Source organism: Aliivibrio sifiae, from assembly GCF_002954705.1.
GTDB classification, from domain to species: Bacteria; Pseudomonadota; Gammaproteobacteria; order Enterobacterales; family Vibrionaceae; genus Aliivibrio; species Aliivibrio sifiae_A.
Genome location: NZ_MSCO01000001.1, coordinates 1,222,138 through 1,236,975, shown reverse-complemented (window position 1 = coordinate 1,236,975; position 14,838 = coordinate 1,222,138). Strand labels below are relative to the sequence as shown.

General features: G+C 36.6%; 12 protein-coding genes. 8 read left to right on the top strand and 4 right to left on the bottom strand.

Annotated features, from left to right (window positions below):
* Positions 1-262: 262 nt before the first annotated feature.
* The 6 genes from nrdA (at position 263) to yfaE (ending at position 9,127) form a co-directional block, all read left to right on the top strand.
* The gene (nrdA, locus tag BTO22_RS05490) at positions 263-2,539 is read left to right on the top strand and encodes a class 1a ribonucleoside-diphosphate reductase subunit alpha (RefSeq protein WP_105054612.1); all 2,277 of its coding nucleotides are present in this window, start codon (positions 263-265) and stop codon (positions 2,537-2,539) included.
* Between the two features lie 174 nt (positions 2,540-2,713).
* Complete coding sequence (gene nrdB / locus BTO22_RS05485) at positions 2,714-3,847, top strand: class Ia ribonucleoside-diphosphate reductase subunit beta (protein ID WP_105054611.1); 1,134 nt, start codon at positions 2,714-2,716, stop codon at positions 3,845-3,847.
* 174 nt (positions 3,848-4,021) lie between these two features.
* Positions 4,022-6,103, top strand: a complete 2,082-nt coding sequence (locus BTO22_RS05480) for a sensor domain-containing diguanylate cyclase (RefSeq protein WP_105054610.1) — start codon at positions 4,022-4,024, stop codon at positions 6,101-6,103.
* 544 nt (positions 6,104-6,647) lie between these two features.
* A complete protein-coding gene (locus tag BTO22_RS05475) occupies positions 6,648-7,865 on the top strand; it encodes an aminotransferase class I/II-fold pyridoxal phosphate-dependent enzyme (protein WP_105054609.1) in 1,218 nt (405 codons plus the stop codon).
* Positions 7,865-8,689: an EamA family transporter gene (locus tag BTO22_RS05470; RefSeq protein WP_105054608.1), complete on the top strand. Its 825-nt coding sequence runs from the start codon at positions 7,865-7,867 to the stop codon at positions 8,687-8,689. The genes BTO22_RS05475 and BTO22_RS05470 overlap by 1 nt, the downstream gene beginning before the upstream one ends.
* 159 nt (positions 8,690-8,848) lie before the next feature.
* Positions 8,849-9,127 carry a class I ribonucleotide reductase maintenance protein YfaE gene (gene yfaE, locus BTO22_RS05465; protein WP_105054607.1) on the top strand — a complete coding sequence of 93 codons (279 nt, stop codon included), beginning with the start codon at positions 8,849-8,851 and terminating at the stop codon, positions 9,125-9,127.
* 49 nt (positions 9,128-9,176) lie between these two features.
* On the opposite strand, the gene BTO22_RS05460 is transcribed toward yfaE, so the two are convergent.
* Positions 9,177-10,409 carry a CinA family nicotinamide mononucleotide deamidase-related protein gene (locus BTO22_RS05460; protein WP_105054606.1) on the bottom strand — a complete coding sequence of 411 codons (1,233 nt, stop codon included), beginning with the start codon at positions 10,407-10,409 and terminating at the stop codon, positions 9,177-9,179.
* Positions 10,410-10,647: 238 nt separating this feature from the next.
* On the opposite strand from BTO22_RS05460, the gene BTO22_RS05455 reads away from it, so the two are divergent.
* Both BTO22_RS05455 and BTO22_RS05450 read left to right on the top strand, forming a co-directional pair.
* Complete coding sequence (locus tag BTO22_RS05455) at positions 10,648-11,820, top strand: aromatic amino acid transport family protein (protein WP_105054605.1); 1,173 nt, start codon at positions 10,648-10,650, stop codon at positions 11,818-11,820.
* A gap of 179 nt (positions 11,821-11,999) precedes the next feature.
* Positions 12,000-12,917: a DUF3943 domain-containing protein gene (locus BTO22_RS05450; RefSeq protein WP_105054604.1), complete on the top strand. Its 918-nt coding sequence runs from the start codon at positions 12,000-12,002 to the stop codon at positions 12,915-12,917.
* Between the two features lie 161 nt (positions 12,918-13,078).
* Here the strand turns inward: BTO22_RS05450 and BTO22_RS05445 are convergent, their stop codons facing one another.
* The 3 genes from BTO22_RS05445 to BTO22_RS05435 all read right to left on the bottom strand — a co-directional run.
* The gene (locus tag BTO22_RS05445) at positions 13,079-13,465 is read right to left on the bottom strand and encodes a hypothetical protein (RefSeq protein ID WP_060990824.1); all 387 of its coding nucleotides are present in this window, start codon (positions 13,463-13,465) and stop codon (positions 13,079-13,081) included.
* Between the two features lie 203 nt (positions 13,466-13,668).
* Positions 13,669-14,322, bottom strand: coding sequence for an MBL fold metallo-hydrolase (locus BTO22_RS05440; protein ID WP_105054603.1), 654 nt, complete (start codon positions 14,320-14,322; stop codon positions 13,669-13,671).
* A 98-nt stretch (positions 14,323-14,420) separates the two neighbouring features.
* The coding region (locus BTO22_RS05435; protein WP_146107530.1) for a DUF1513 domain-containing protein at positions 14,421-14,838 on the bottom strand (418 nt) is incomplete at its 5' end.

The window sequence follows — 14,838 nt, the reverse complement described above, 5'->3', positions numbered from 1 at the left end:
TTATTTCTGATGTCTTGATATAGCTAATCTCACTCGGTTAGTGCCTACTTACTGTTTTTTTTAATTCATAGGTTATCCACAGGGCTGTCTCATTTTCTAACTTGATTACCTATCAATTTATCACTATCTTGTACTCAATTACTTATTAAGCCCTACATGTTGTGTTTAGTTCCAAATTCAACACTATGAGCTTGATCACAAATTAATAACGAAAATTACAAATATTACATCTTTCGTTCTTCATCCTAAGGAAAAGTAGCAAATGACCCAACAGCTTACCGTTACTAAGCGAAATGGCACCACAGAAAAGATCAATTTGGAAAAGATCCATAAAGTGATCACCTGGGCTGCAGAAGATCTAGATAACGTTTCAGTATCTCAAGTTGAAATGAAATCTCATATCCAATTTTATGATGGTATGAAGACATCAGATATTCATGAAACTATCATTAAAGCAGCTGCCGATCTTATCTCTGAAGAAACGCCAGATTACCAATATCTTGCTGCTCGTTTGTCTGTTTTCCACCTTCGTAAAAAAGCGTATGGTCAATTTGAGCCACCAAGGCTGTTTAATCACGTACACAACCTAATCGAATTAGGTAAATACGATAAACACATTACTGAAGATTATTCTGAGGCGGAATTCGACCTGATGGATCAAATGATCGATCACAGTCGTGACATGGATTTTTCATACGCTGCGGTTAAACAACTTGAAGGTAAATATTTCGTTCAGAACCGTGTAACGGGCGCGATCTACGAAAGTGCACAATTCCTTTATATCCTTGTTGCTGCATGTTTATTTGCAAAATATCCAAAAGATACGCGTCTTGATTATATTCAACGCTTCTATGACGCAACATCTACATTTAAAATTTCACTACCTACACCAATTATGTCTGGTGTGCGTACTCCTACTCGTCAATTCAGCTCTTGTGTTCTTATTGAATGTGACGATAGCCTAGATTCAATTAACGCAACTGCTGGCTCTATTGTACGTTACGTATCTCAACGTGCGGGTATTGGCATCAATGCTGGTCGTATTCGTGCTCTTGGCTCTGAAATTCGCGATGGTGAAGCTTTCCATACGGGTTGTATCCCATTCTACAAATACTTCCAAACAGCGGTAAAATGTTGTTCTCAGGGTGGTGTTCGTGGTGGTGCTGCGACCTTATTCTACCCTATTTGGCATCGCGAAGTTGAATCTCTACTGGTTCTTAAAAACAACCGTGGTGTTGAAGAAAACCGTGTTCGTCATATGGACTACGGGGTACAAATCAACAAATTAATGTACACTCGCCTAATTAAAGGTGGCCACATTAGTTTATTCTCACCATCTGATGTACCTGGTCTATACGATGCGTTCTTTGCTGATCAAGTAGAGTTTGAACGCCTATATGACATTTATGAGCAAGATACATCAATCAAGCGTGAAACAGTAAAAGCGATTGACCTATTCTCTTTGCTTATGCAAGAGCGTGCATCTACAGGTCGTATCTACATTCAAAACGTCGACCACTGTAATACTCACAGTCCGTTTGACCCAAGTGTTGCTCCTGTTCGTCAATCTAATCTATGTTTAGAAATTGCATTACCAACGAAACCACTAACACACGTTAATGATGAAGAAGGTGAAATTGCACTTTGTACACTGTCTGCATTTAACTTAGGTGCTATTGAAAAACTTGAAGATCTTGAAGAATTAGCTGAGCTCGCAGTTCGTGCTCTTGATGCATTACTTGATTACCAAGACTACCCTCTTCCTGCTGCATACAAATCAACCATGAATCGCCGTACATTAGGTGTTGGTGTTATTAACTACGCTTACTACCTTGCGAAAAATGGCGTGAAGTATTCTGATGGCAGTGCAAACGGATTAACACATAAAACGTTTGAAGCAATTCAGTTTTATCTTCTAAAAGCATCTGTTGGTTTAGCAAAAGAGCAAGGCGCTTGTCCTGCGTTCAATGAAACAACTTATGCGCAAGGTATCTTACCTATCGACTCTTATAAGAAAGACATCGATAACGTATGTACTGAGCAATTACATCTAGATTGGGAAACATTGCGTCAAGAGATTAAAACTCACGGCCTACGTAACTCAACACTGTCTGCATTAATGCCTTCAGAAACGTCTTCTCAAATCTCTAACGCAACCAATGGTATTGAACCACCACGTGGCTTTGTGTCAGTAAAAGCATCTAAAGATGGCATCTTGAAGCAAGTTGTTCCTGATTACGTAAATCTAAAAGATAACTATGAGTTACTTTGGAACATCGGTTCAAACGATGGTTATCTACAACTTGTAGGTATCATGCAGAAATTTGTTGACCAAGCTATCTCTGCAAATACAAATTATGATCCAAACCTTCAGCCAAATGGCAAAGTGCCAATGAAACTGTTGTTAAAAGACCTATTAACGGCTTATAAACTAGGCCTTAAAACTCTTTATTATCATAACACCCGTGATGGTGCTAGCGACTCACAAGGTGATCTTGGACAAGATGACGATTGTGCAGGCGGCGGTTGTAAGATCTAAGTTTTCATTCTAAAATCAAGCCCGCTTTCATTCGCGGGCTTATTTATCTTTTAGCTCTATATCTATAATTATTAATCCAATATGTGCCTAAATTCGTATAGGTATCTATCGGCATAATTTTTAAATAAAGAAGCCCTTCTCTATTTCTTTGGCTTTAATCACATTGAGGTTTCCATGGCGTACAGTACTTTCCGACAAGAAAAAAATGATCAATTGAAAGAACCTATGTTCTTAGGTAACTCGGTAAATGTTGCTCGTTATGACCAACAAAAATTTCAGATCTTTGAAAAACTTATCGAAAAGCAACTTTCGTTCTTCTGGCGTCCGGAAGAAGTTGATGTTTCTGGTGACCGCATTGATTACAATAATCTGCCAGAGCATGAACAACATATCTTCATCAGTAACCTAAAATACCAAACTTTATTAGATTCAATCCAAGGTCGAAGCCCAAACGTTGCTTTACTGCCTTTGGTTTCTATTCCTGAATTAGAAACATGGATTGAAACATGGTCTTTCTCTGAAACGATCCACTCACGTTCATACACTCATATTGTTCGAAATATTGTTAATGATCCTTCAGTAATTTTTGATGACATCGTTGAAAATGAAGAAATCCTAAAACGTGCAAAAGACATTGCACACTATTACGATAATTTGATCCAAGCAACAAATGATTACCACCGTCTAGGCGAAGGCACTCATACGATCAATGACGAAGAAGTTATCGTGTCAAAACGTGAATTAAAGAAAAAACTTTATCTTTGTTTAATGTCCGTTAATGCACTAGAAGCGATTCGTTTCTATGTAAGCTTCGCTTGTTCTTTTGCGTTTGCAGAACGTAAATTAATGGAAGGTAATGCAAAGATCATCAAACTCATTGCTCGTGATGAAGCCCTTCATTTAACCAGTACTCAGCATATGGTTAACCTACTTCGCACGGGTCAAGATGATCCTGAATTTGTAGAAATTGCAGCAGAGTGTGAGCAAGAATGCTTTGATTTATTTAAAGCAGCAGCGGAACAAGAAAAAGAATGGGCAAATTATTTATTTAAAGATGGCTCAATGATTGGTTTAAATAAAGATATTCTTTGTCAATACGTTGAATACATCACTAACCTACGTATGAAAGCCGTTGGTCTTAATAGTGCATACGAAGGCGCAACTCAAAACCCTATTCCATGGATTAATTCTTGGTTAAGCTCTGATAATGTTCAGGTTGCTCCTCAAGAAACAGAAATTAGTTCATATCTTGTTGGGCAAATTGATAACGACATGGATGCAGATGATTTAGGCGATTTTGAGCTTTAAGTTTATCTAAAAATACAAGCCGAGCCTAGTTGCTCGGTTTTTTTATGCCTACAATTTATGACCTCATCCACAATTTAGACTTATTGATAGGGATAAAAATAAGACATCACTTCATATAATTATTCATATATGCAATAATTTCTTGTAATAACATAATAATTATAAAAGTAAATTATGGCAAAGAATCTATGGAATGATTATTTACTGGAGCAAGTACGCCAGTTACCCTCAGCTTCATCCAAGGAACAAGTTCAACTTCACCTGAATACAATCACAGTTGAAGCGTTGAAACGAAATCAAATTGTTCCTCCACAATTTGACTATATACTTCAAGCTTATCTGCTTTCTCGTTCAGGCAAGCTAATTGAATCCATCAGTTTGTTCTTTGATGCCATTACTTTTGCTCAACAAAACAAACAAGAATTTTTAATCTGCTTTTGTAATTATAATATCGGCACACTTTATGGAATGCTTGGTAATTATTTTTATGCCCATAAGTTTTTAACAAAAGCAGAAAAATCACAGCAATTTTGCGATAGTTATATAACAGGGCTTATTAAAAATAATATTGGTGATATTTTTCGTCAAATTGGTAATTTCAGTGAAGCTCTTACTTATCTTTACGAAGCAAAAAAGCGACTAGAGCAATACGGCTCAAAGTCATCTATCGCTTTACCACTCTTTAATATTGCAGAAATTAAAGCAAAACAATGTCGTTTTACTGAATCCCAAGCGATCCTCAACTCCCTTTTTCATCATATCCAAAATGAGCCTCGTTTTTTAGGTTTTTACTATAAAATCAAAGCTGAAATCTCGAATGGATTAGAGCAAATAGAAGAAGCTGAAAAATATCATCTACTTTCAATTGAAAAAATGAAAGTAAGCCAACACGATTATTATTATGCTGAAATGATTTTAGAATATTGTCAATTTTTAACCAGCTATGATAAATACTCAATGCTTGATCAATATATTAAACAAGGGCTAGATATTGCTAAAGCCATTGAGAGCGATAAGTTAATTGATGGTTTCAATGACATTATCTTACTTCGAATTAAAGATATTAAAGAAATAGACATTAGAGAAAAACATTATCAAACCTTAACCTCTTCTCTACTGAACTCTAGACGAGAATTACTTAAAAGAGAAAGTGACTACCTACAGCAGCTTTATCGTCTTAACATCGCTAAACTTGAACTTAGTACAGTAAAATCGTTGTCTGAAAACTTAGCGCTAATTAATAAAATTGGTCAATATATTAATAATAATACCGATATTCAAAGTATCTTACCTAAGATCCAAGAAGATCTTTCTGCGTTATTCCAAACAGATACATTGGCATTAGGCTTTTATGATAAAGAAAAAGACAATATAACGATTCACTACATGGATGACAAACAACCAGTCACACACCCTTATATAACCCATTGCCAAACTGAAGCGACTTATATGAGTTATTGTATAAAAAGTGATTCCTCATTTTATTTTAATCATATGAATTCAGAACAAAAAGTAATAATGCTAGGAGATAACTGCGATAAACGAGTGACTTGTAAATCAGTCATGTTCTCTCCCATTAAGTTTAATGGAAAAGTACAAGCTTGCTTTACTGTACAAGCCAAAGAAAGCTACCAATACCAAGCATTTCACTTTGAACTGTTTATTCAATTGATTAACTATATTTCCATTGCACTTGAGAACCAATACAACCGTCAACAGTTATTGCATTTATCACAAACAGATCACCTAACCCAACTTTGGAATCGTAACTCTCTTGAGTCACATTTTAATCAACTCAAGCGACAATCGACTCAAAATTATACGGGGATCATGCTAGATATCGATCATTATAAAGAATACAACGACACCTATGGCCATATTGCTGGAGATGAAGTTTTAATCAAGATAAGTCAACTCATCAAAAAGCATTTTCATTGTTTAAAAACACGAGTATATCGCTACGGTGGTGATGAGTTTTTCATTCTAATCTCTGAGATCGATCAAGATAAAATGCATAACAAAATCGAATGCTTATTAAGTGAAATTAAACACTTACTGATCCCTCATAAGAACTCATGCTGCTCAGAGGTAATATCGGCATCCGTAGGAATTAGCTACGCTATCGACCCATCAGGTTCTTTAACTCTTAATAAACTTATAGAGCAAGCAGATAAAGCATTATACAAGGCAAAAGACAACGGAAGAAACTGTTACTATGAAGGCTCTCAAATGGAAATACTAACGGAAAAACCTTAGTTATCAATACCAAATGAAAGCTGACCCACTTTTTAAAAATCACCGTTTGAATATTAGTCCACTTATTTTACTTTCATCAAGTATTCCTGATTTTCTCTTTGATTATAATCTATAACTGTCCCCACTCAGCTGAAGGACATGTAGGTACAGGTCGCTCCACTTTCCAATAGCCCATTGGCTACGAAATAATATGAAGGATTGTGGGATCTTGGCGTTAAACTGAGTTTTTGCAACAACCCCATCTTTAAATCCGAGATTAACCTGTTAGATTTCACAGTAGAAATAAGATCAATATAGTAATAAATTATGTTTATTGATTAACAACATAACGAGGTAAAAATAGAACCTATTTTCTGTCTATGTCTAGTTTTTTTTATGGTTTACTCCAACCATAATAACTTTGAATGAAGCTACTATTTTAATCTTTTAGCAAGGTGACACCCTATAAAACAGTAGTTTTTTTGGCCCAGATTGGCAGCTGGGCCACTTTTTTAAGTTTGTACTTAGAACCTTGTCCAGCTCAAATTATGGGAGAAGTTTAACAGTGGATTTAGTTAAACATCACAAAACAAATTATAAAAAAGTAGTTGATTTATCTGAACAATCTTGGGAAGAAGCATTACAACATAGTATAACATCTATTAACGCATCAGTTTCTGGTGTTAATCAATATCAGTGTATGAATACAAACAATGTTTTTTCTCATTTTTGTACAACGTCTTACTTAGGTTTAGAGTTTCATCCATCGATCATTCAAGGCGCAATTGATGGAGTTAACAATGTTGGTGTGTTGAGAATACCAAATTCTAGAAATCGCTTGAAGTTATCATATCTTTATGACTATGAAGAGAGGTTATCTTCTCATTTTAGGTGTGAAGCTTTGGCTACATTGTCTTGTAGTTCTGCCAGCTCAGGAATTTTACCTTTACTTGCATCTGGTGTAATGACCAATAACCAAGTCCCAGTCTTAGCCTTCGATAAATTTTCACATTATTCAATGAATCACACAAAGGCAGCTTGCTCTGCAGAAACTGATATTGTAACTATTCGTCATAATAATATGGAGCAACTTGAAGATTTGTGCAAGAGAGAGAAGTTTGTAGCCTATGTCGCGGACGGAGCCTACAGTATGGGAGGAGTAACTAAAATAGATGACCTCATGTATTTACAAGAGAGGTATGGTCTTTTTTTGTATCTAGATGATTCTCACTCCCTATCTGCTTTTGGAAGCAAAGGAGAAGGCTTTGTTAAAAGTTACTTAGGTGAAATGAATAATAAAACGATTATTGTTTCTTCTTTAGGTAAAGCTTTTGGAGCTAGTGGTGGTTTAGCGATGCTACCAAATAATAGTATGAGAAACCTAGTTAATAGATATGGTGGTCCTTCCAACTGGTCCCAAAGTTTAAACTCTGCTGGGATTGGGGCTGGGATGGCGTCACTCGATATCCATGAATCTGGAGAACTTCAAGAACTACAGCAAAAGCTACAAGACGTAATTACATATTTTGATTCGATTTTCAATACAAAAGAAAAGGGAAACGTGATACCAATTAGATTGCTAAGATTATACGATGACTCTTTAGCTAATCGTGTATGCTCATCTTTATTATCTGATGGATTTTTCACGTCTTCAGTATTCTTTCCTGTTGTTCCTCGAGGGCAGGCTTCAATTAGAGTTACATTGAGAGCAGACATGACACATTCTGATATTGATTCTTTTTATACTTCCTACCAAAAATCTCTCGATTTTGAGGCTCGGTAGTGTGGGCAATTGTAGCTGTATTATCAGCATTTTTCTTATCCATAAGGGATATATCAACTAAATCCTCCAAAGTCACTGGATTAAAATCAGCTTACTTTACTTTATTAATAATCCAACCACTGTCGCTGATTATTATTTATAATGAATTTCAGTGGTTTGAGTTTGAATTATTGACAGTTTTACTCATTGCTTCTTTGTTAGATTCCCTGGCTATCGTGGCTTACTCTTATGCTATTAAAGCAGGTAAAGTTTCAGAGTCGGCTCCGATTCTTTGCTTTATACCAGTTTTTCAGCTGGGAATTAATTTCTGGTGGTATGGAGGGGTTCCGTCATTTTTGAGCCTGTTTGGGGTAATATTGTCAATTGTATTCGTAATGTATAGCTATAAATTTAATGTAAAAAATATGCTATCAAACCTAAGTTCATTACTCATGGTTTGTGTGGCTTTTTGTTGGTCTATTAGCTCAATGTTTCATAAGAATGGTGCACAAGCTTTGGGTCCTATTCTATGGACCTGTTTGGTAGTTAGTACTTCTTTCGTGCTGGTGACTTTTTACATATTGATATTTACAAAAGAGAATTTAAGTACTGAAGGTATACAAATGAATATAGTAACTTCTCTCGCTCACTTTATGACTCTAATTACATTCTATTGGGCTTCTTCTTTGGGAAATGTTGCGTTTGTTTCGGTTATAAGGCGACTGTCAGCATTATTTTCAGCATTGTTTTCTACTATTTTGTTAAAAGAAACGGTCAGTAATAGGCAATGGATCGGCATTGTGGGAGTAATGCTAGGGGCATCCTTAGTTGTCTTAGGGGTGTAATCTCGAAGGTATACTAAAACTTGGAGTTACCATTTTTCGTAGTGAGCAGGATTGTGGGATCCTAGCGTTAAACTGAATTTTTTACAACAAGCCCCCTATTTTTTACTCCTATTATGCTATTATTTTGTTATCTATTTTATCTAAATAATTCGATATTATATGCTCAAAATACACATTAATCAGGTTGTCACTTTAACTAATCAAGTCAATAAATCCCTGTTAGAAGTCATGGAAGATCAAGGAATGGTAATTGAATCCCATTGTCGCAATGGTGACTGTGGAACGTGTCGCTGCACACTTACCTCAGGAGAAGTCAGCTACCAATCATTTCCTTTAGCTTTTTTAGCCCCTAATGAAATCTTACCTTGTGTATGCAAGGCAGAAACTGACCTCGTCCTTGAAGGGGTTAATTTTCAAATGTCCGAAAAAAAGGCATAAAAAAACGATCCGCTTGGATCGTTTCTTTTCTTAATAGAATCAATATTTATTACAATGCACTTTGCGGTACATAAATTTCAGATTCTCTATTTAATGACTCATAGTGACCAAACATCGGTTTCTTTTCTAGACATCGACGTAACATATCAAGCATAAGCGTTGAAACAATTGAGCGCATTTCATTATAACTATAATTACGCTTAAGACTGATCAGTTGCCCCCACTCCCCGTACGGTGTCGATAGTGCCACTGCAACCTTACCTTGTATCATTGGACCTGATGAAAGACCAATTGCTGTTTGTGTTCTTTCGCGTGTTGCTGCCGCTAATGCTAATGCGGCGGCCAAAGGGTCTTGTCCTGCCATTTGCTGATCAACCAGTGAAGACAAAATCCAGCCTTGCTTCATATTGATACGAATTTGCTCGTCTTCTTGTAGCCAACTCGTCAACCAACCACCAGTTGCTTGTTCTGCAACCGTTAAGTTTAGTGAAAACTCACTTAATAGTGCGCCGACATTAGGAAGCATAGATTCATCAACGCTAACAACATTATCACCGAGTAAATGATACATTCTTTCTAATACAGGAAAACGTTCATCATGATTTGCTGGACCAAATAGTTTTACTTCAATAAAAGGCAAAGATGAACGATACCCAATTTCAAATCCATGAGGTAAGCGGATTTGCTGCAATTTATCTTGAATACCAGATTCAGATAAACCAAAAGTAAACAAACGGCTGCATTCAGACGCTTCTACCATTGGGTGCCATTGTTTCATGCGAGGCAAGATCTGATGCTCTACCATAACTTTAAATTCAGACGGCACACCTGGAGTAAATATCACTATTGATTGATTTACTTCAATAAAGAAACCACAAGCTGTCCCTACTGGGTTATCAATAAGCTGAGCGCCTTCTGGAAGCATAGCCTGCTTAATATTACTGTGTGGCATCTCTTTACCTAGCTCTAAGTATCGAGCTTGCATTCGATCTAACCAATATTGAGACATTACAAGTGGGGTATTTAATACCTTTGCTGCTGCTTCTCCAGAAATATCATCCGACGTTGGCCCTAACCCACCATTTACAATAACGACAGACGCAGTCGTCGCTTGATGTTGAATTTCAGCAACTAACGCCTCAATATTATCGCCAACAGTAGAACGGTTCGATAATTTAAAACCGTGTTGATAAAATAGTTGAGACATCCATGCAGCATTGGTATCAACAATATCCCCATGTAAGACTTCTTCACCTGTGCTAATCATTGCAACTTGCAACATGCACTCTTCCTCTTTGATATTTCTATAATTATGTCTAATTTATCACATTAAGCGATTTAAAAAACCCATCTACTTTCAATTATAGTGAATATTCTAGCCATAAACCAATGTAAATAATAACTTACACTTGGTGTAATTTAAATTATACAAATAATTGAATTTAAATTCGATACGGCGTACATTTACATCATTGAAAAAAGCACTCAGCTTGAACTGATTTAGTATAGAAGATGTATAAATGAAGACAAAAGTTCTCGGAAGCTCTCTAATTATCGCAGGAACCACTATTGGTGCAGGAATGCTCGCTTTACCTCTTGTATCTGCTAGTTTAGGTTTCTTTACAGCAAGTCTACTCATGATTGGAATATGGGCAATCATGAGTTACACCAGTTTGTTGATGCTAGAAGTCCATCAGTACGGACAACGAAGTGCTACATTACATAGTCTTGCTCTTCAATTTCTAGGTAAAAATGGGCAACGAATTGCTACTTTTTCAATGTTATTTCTTTTTTATGCGTTATGTGCGGCTTATATTGCCGGTGGCAGCGAGCAATTCCATTCAAAAATTAATATCATCTCACCTTTTGAATTATCTAAAACTGGTTCAACTATTCTCTTCACTGTAATAGTTGCCATTGTTATCGCATTGGGAACAAAAACAGTTGATGTGATTAATCGTGGTTTATTTACATTAAAGCTAATCATGCTGGTATCAATTCTGTTTTTCTTGACTCCGAATATTACTGGCGAATACTTGATGTCACTTCCTGTTCATCAAGGTGTATTTATTACTGCGCTCCCTGTAATTTTCACGTCTTTTGGCTTTCATGGAAGCATTCCAGCTATCGTTAATTACCTTGATTTAGATATCAAAAAAATCAAAACAAGTTTACTCATTGGCTCTTCGCTTCCTTTGGTTATCTATTTATTTTGGCAAGGCATTACTTTAGGTCAGCTTTCTCAATCTGAATTTGAGCAAATTAACGGATTAAATCAATTTATTACAACTATTCAACAATCAATTGACCATCAGTTTATTCAATTGGCTTTATCATTATTTGCTGATTTAGCACTATTAACTTCATTTATTGGAGTCAGCTTGGGTCTATTTGAATTTCTGAGAGATTCGTCAAAACAATGGCAGAAATCATCAGTAATTACTGCTTTATTAACCTACATTCCACCTTTAATGTTTGCTTTATTTTACCCACAAGGTTTTATTACTGCACTAGGCTACGCAGCAATAGCTCTTGTGATATTGGCTCTATTTTTACCTGTGGCTCTGGTTATTTCAGCACGAAGAACACACAAAGAACCTGGGTATACTGTGGCAGGTGGTAACCCCGCTTTGGTTATTGTTTTAATTTTTGGCTTAATCATTATTGGTAGTCAGTTATTCAGTTCTCTTTAATAAGTTTCACCCACAACAATTGAACTAAATGCACATATTATAAACCTCTGTATTTAAGGCCTATTTATCTCTTCGAATGAGGAATAAAGAGGCCTTTTTTTACTTTTATGTTTTGCTTTTCTCAATTAATAGTAGATAATTGTGATCTAGCTCAGTATTTAATTGATTAAGGACTTTCTGTGAAAAAACAAGCAATAGCCAGTTTGCTTTTAGGTTGTGCAGCGTCAACACACGTGTACGCACTCGATACTAATAGCGCTTATAACATGGAATATAAAAATGATTGTTCTACAAACATTTATTCTAGCTATTGTTCAAATGCCACTTTTAACTTTTCTCCAATGAGATTAGACGATGATACGACACCATCAAAAGTAGCAGAAACAGATGCTTTTTCTACAGATACTCCACTGCCTCATTACTTACGCGTATCTGATGAGCGTGATTGGGATTATCTATTAGAGCAGTCTTATACCATTCTTGGTTTAAGTGTTGCGACAGTAGGTTTAATGACATTTTTACCAGAAAGCATTACAAAATGGGATTCTGAAGACTCAAGTCTCAAAGGGCTTGGTAGCAAATGGAAAGATAATGTTAGTGCAGGTCCTGTTTGGGATAAAGATGAACATTTCTTAAATTACGTTATGCACCCTTACTTTGGCGGTGTTTACTATACTGCTGCTCGTCATGCTGGCTTTAACGAGTTCGAATCTTTCTTATACTCTACGACTATGTCTACCTTCTTTTGGGAGTATGGCGTAGAGGCATTCGCTGAAGTGCCATCAATTCAAGATTTATTTGTTACTCCATTCTTTGGTGCTGTTGTTGGTGAGTTAATGCTACAACAAGAACTAAGTATTACCGAAAATGGTGGTGAAGTAATGGGCTCTGAAGCACTTGGTAGCTTTAGTCTATTCTTCTTAAACCCTGTAGGCCATATACACTATTGGGTGACAGATGCATGGGGTGGTGATACAGAAGTTAACCTAGCGTACAATGCATGGTTCAGTAATGGTGATGCTGCACAATTTGCTTATGATGCAGGCATGCCTTACACAGACCAATTTGTTGGACTTGAAGTTAAATTAAAGTTCTAAACATATAGACGGTCAAAAAAAGACATCCTAAGCGATGTCTTTTTTTATATCTGAATTTACCCTAACCCGATTTTATACCAATGTTCGCTAAGCTAAATATAGATACAAAAAAACCGAGACAATCTCGGCTTTTTTGTATCTTAAAGCTACTTACTAAAACATTAAGCTGCTTTGTAAATTACTTTATTACCAGCAAGTTGTTCACGTACAACAAGGTTTTCTTCAACTAGCTTTTTCAAACCACCTGTAGCCCATGCTGCCGCTTTTGCTTCTTCTTGACCAGCTGCTACGCCAATCTCTTTTGAATTGATACCTTCAGGATTCTGGCAAACAATATCAAATACAGTCTGTTGCTTTGGTGTAAGAGCAATGTCTGTTGCTACTACTGCGGCTTTAGGCGCTGCTGCAACTACTGCTTCCACTTTTTTCTCAACTGGTTTAGCTACTTTTGCAGGCTTAGCTGCTTTTTTCACTTCAGTTTTTGGTGCAGTTGCTTTAATGCGTTTATGCAACTTAGACTGTACTTTACGTTTGTGAGCAATTTTCATGAAACTTAAACTCCGTTGCGCTATGTCTATTTTTTAAGCAAAATACGCTCAAAATGATAGCGGAAAAAAGATGTCAATTCCTAAAGTGAAACTCAAATAGTTGTATTGGAATTGGCGAAGCGCGTTTTATACCAAAAAACGCGCAATATTTATAGGGATGCTGGCACTGTATGGCGAAAAGTACGGCACTTTTGCCAAATTTCTTACCAAAAAGGCATTTCATCCGCAACAAACGGGTTTGTTTTACGTTCATATCCAAATGTAGATTCAGGGCCATGCCCTGGTACAAATTTCATGTTATTACCCAAAGGCCACAATTTTGTTTTAATTGAAGAAATAAGTGTCTCGTAATCCCCTTTAGGGAAATCAGATCGACCAATCGCTCCTTTAAACAATACATCACCAACAAAAGCCATCTCTGCTTCTTGGTTAAACAATACGACATGACCTGGTGTATGGCCCGGAGTATGCAGCACATGTAATACTTGATTACCAAACTCAACAGTATCGCCTTCGTTTAGCCATTGAGTTGGTTCAAACGCATCAGTATGTGGAAAACCAAAACGTTGGCTCTGATTTGGGAGACTCTGTAGCCAAAAATCATCTTCTTTATGAGGACCAATGATTGGTGATCCTGTTAATGCAGCTAAAGACTCAGTTCCACCCACATGGTCTAAGTGACCATGAGTTAAGACTAGCTTAACGATGTCTACATTCAATACTTCAATGGCTTGCATTAGTAAGCTAACATCACCACCTGGATCAATAACAACGCCTTTCATGGTTTCGTCACACCACACAATTGAACAGTTTTGCTCATAAGAAGTCACTGGAATAACTTGATATTGTAAACTCATAACTTTCTCTTCCTAAATTAATTACACTAAGAATACCACGGCTATTATTTTAGGGGAATGTCGATATATCTTCGTCGGCCTTTAAGGTTAATCCGCTATTAAATTTGACTCCAATGGTTATCCCACATTACATTGGTTTGGTGACTGACGACCTCTCCTTTTTCCGTTCTATTAATCACCTTGCCAGTGCCTGAACTTATATGCCATTGAGGTAAATCACTACCATTACTATTCACCACGACGCCAGAAGCATCTGCTAGCGAAGCTATCTCAACTAACTGAGTAGTTTTTAAATTCCAAACACCATAACAATTACCTCTTGGGGACGTCGCTACAACGTGCTCTCCCAATACTGCAATACTTGCAATGTAATGGTTAAACCTAAGCCACTCTTCTGGCTCTGCCGTTAATAATTGCAATGGTTCACCACGGCGATGTACAGCGACTAATGGAACGCCATCTTCGGGTTCTCCTCTATATTGTTGCCCACACAATACCCGTCCGTCATCGGTTAAA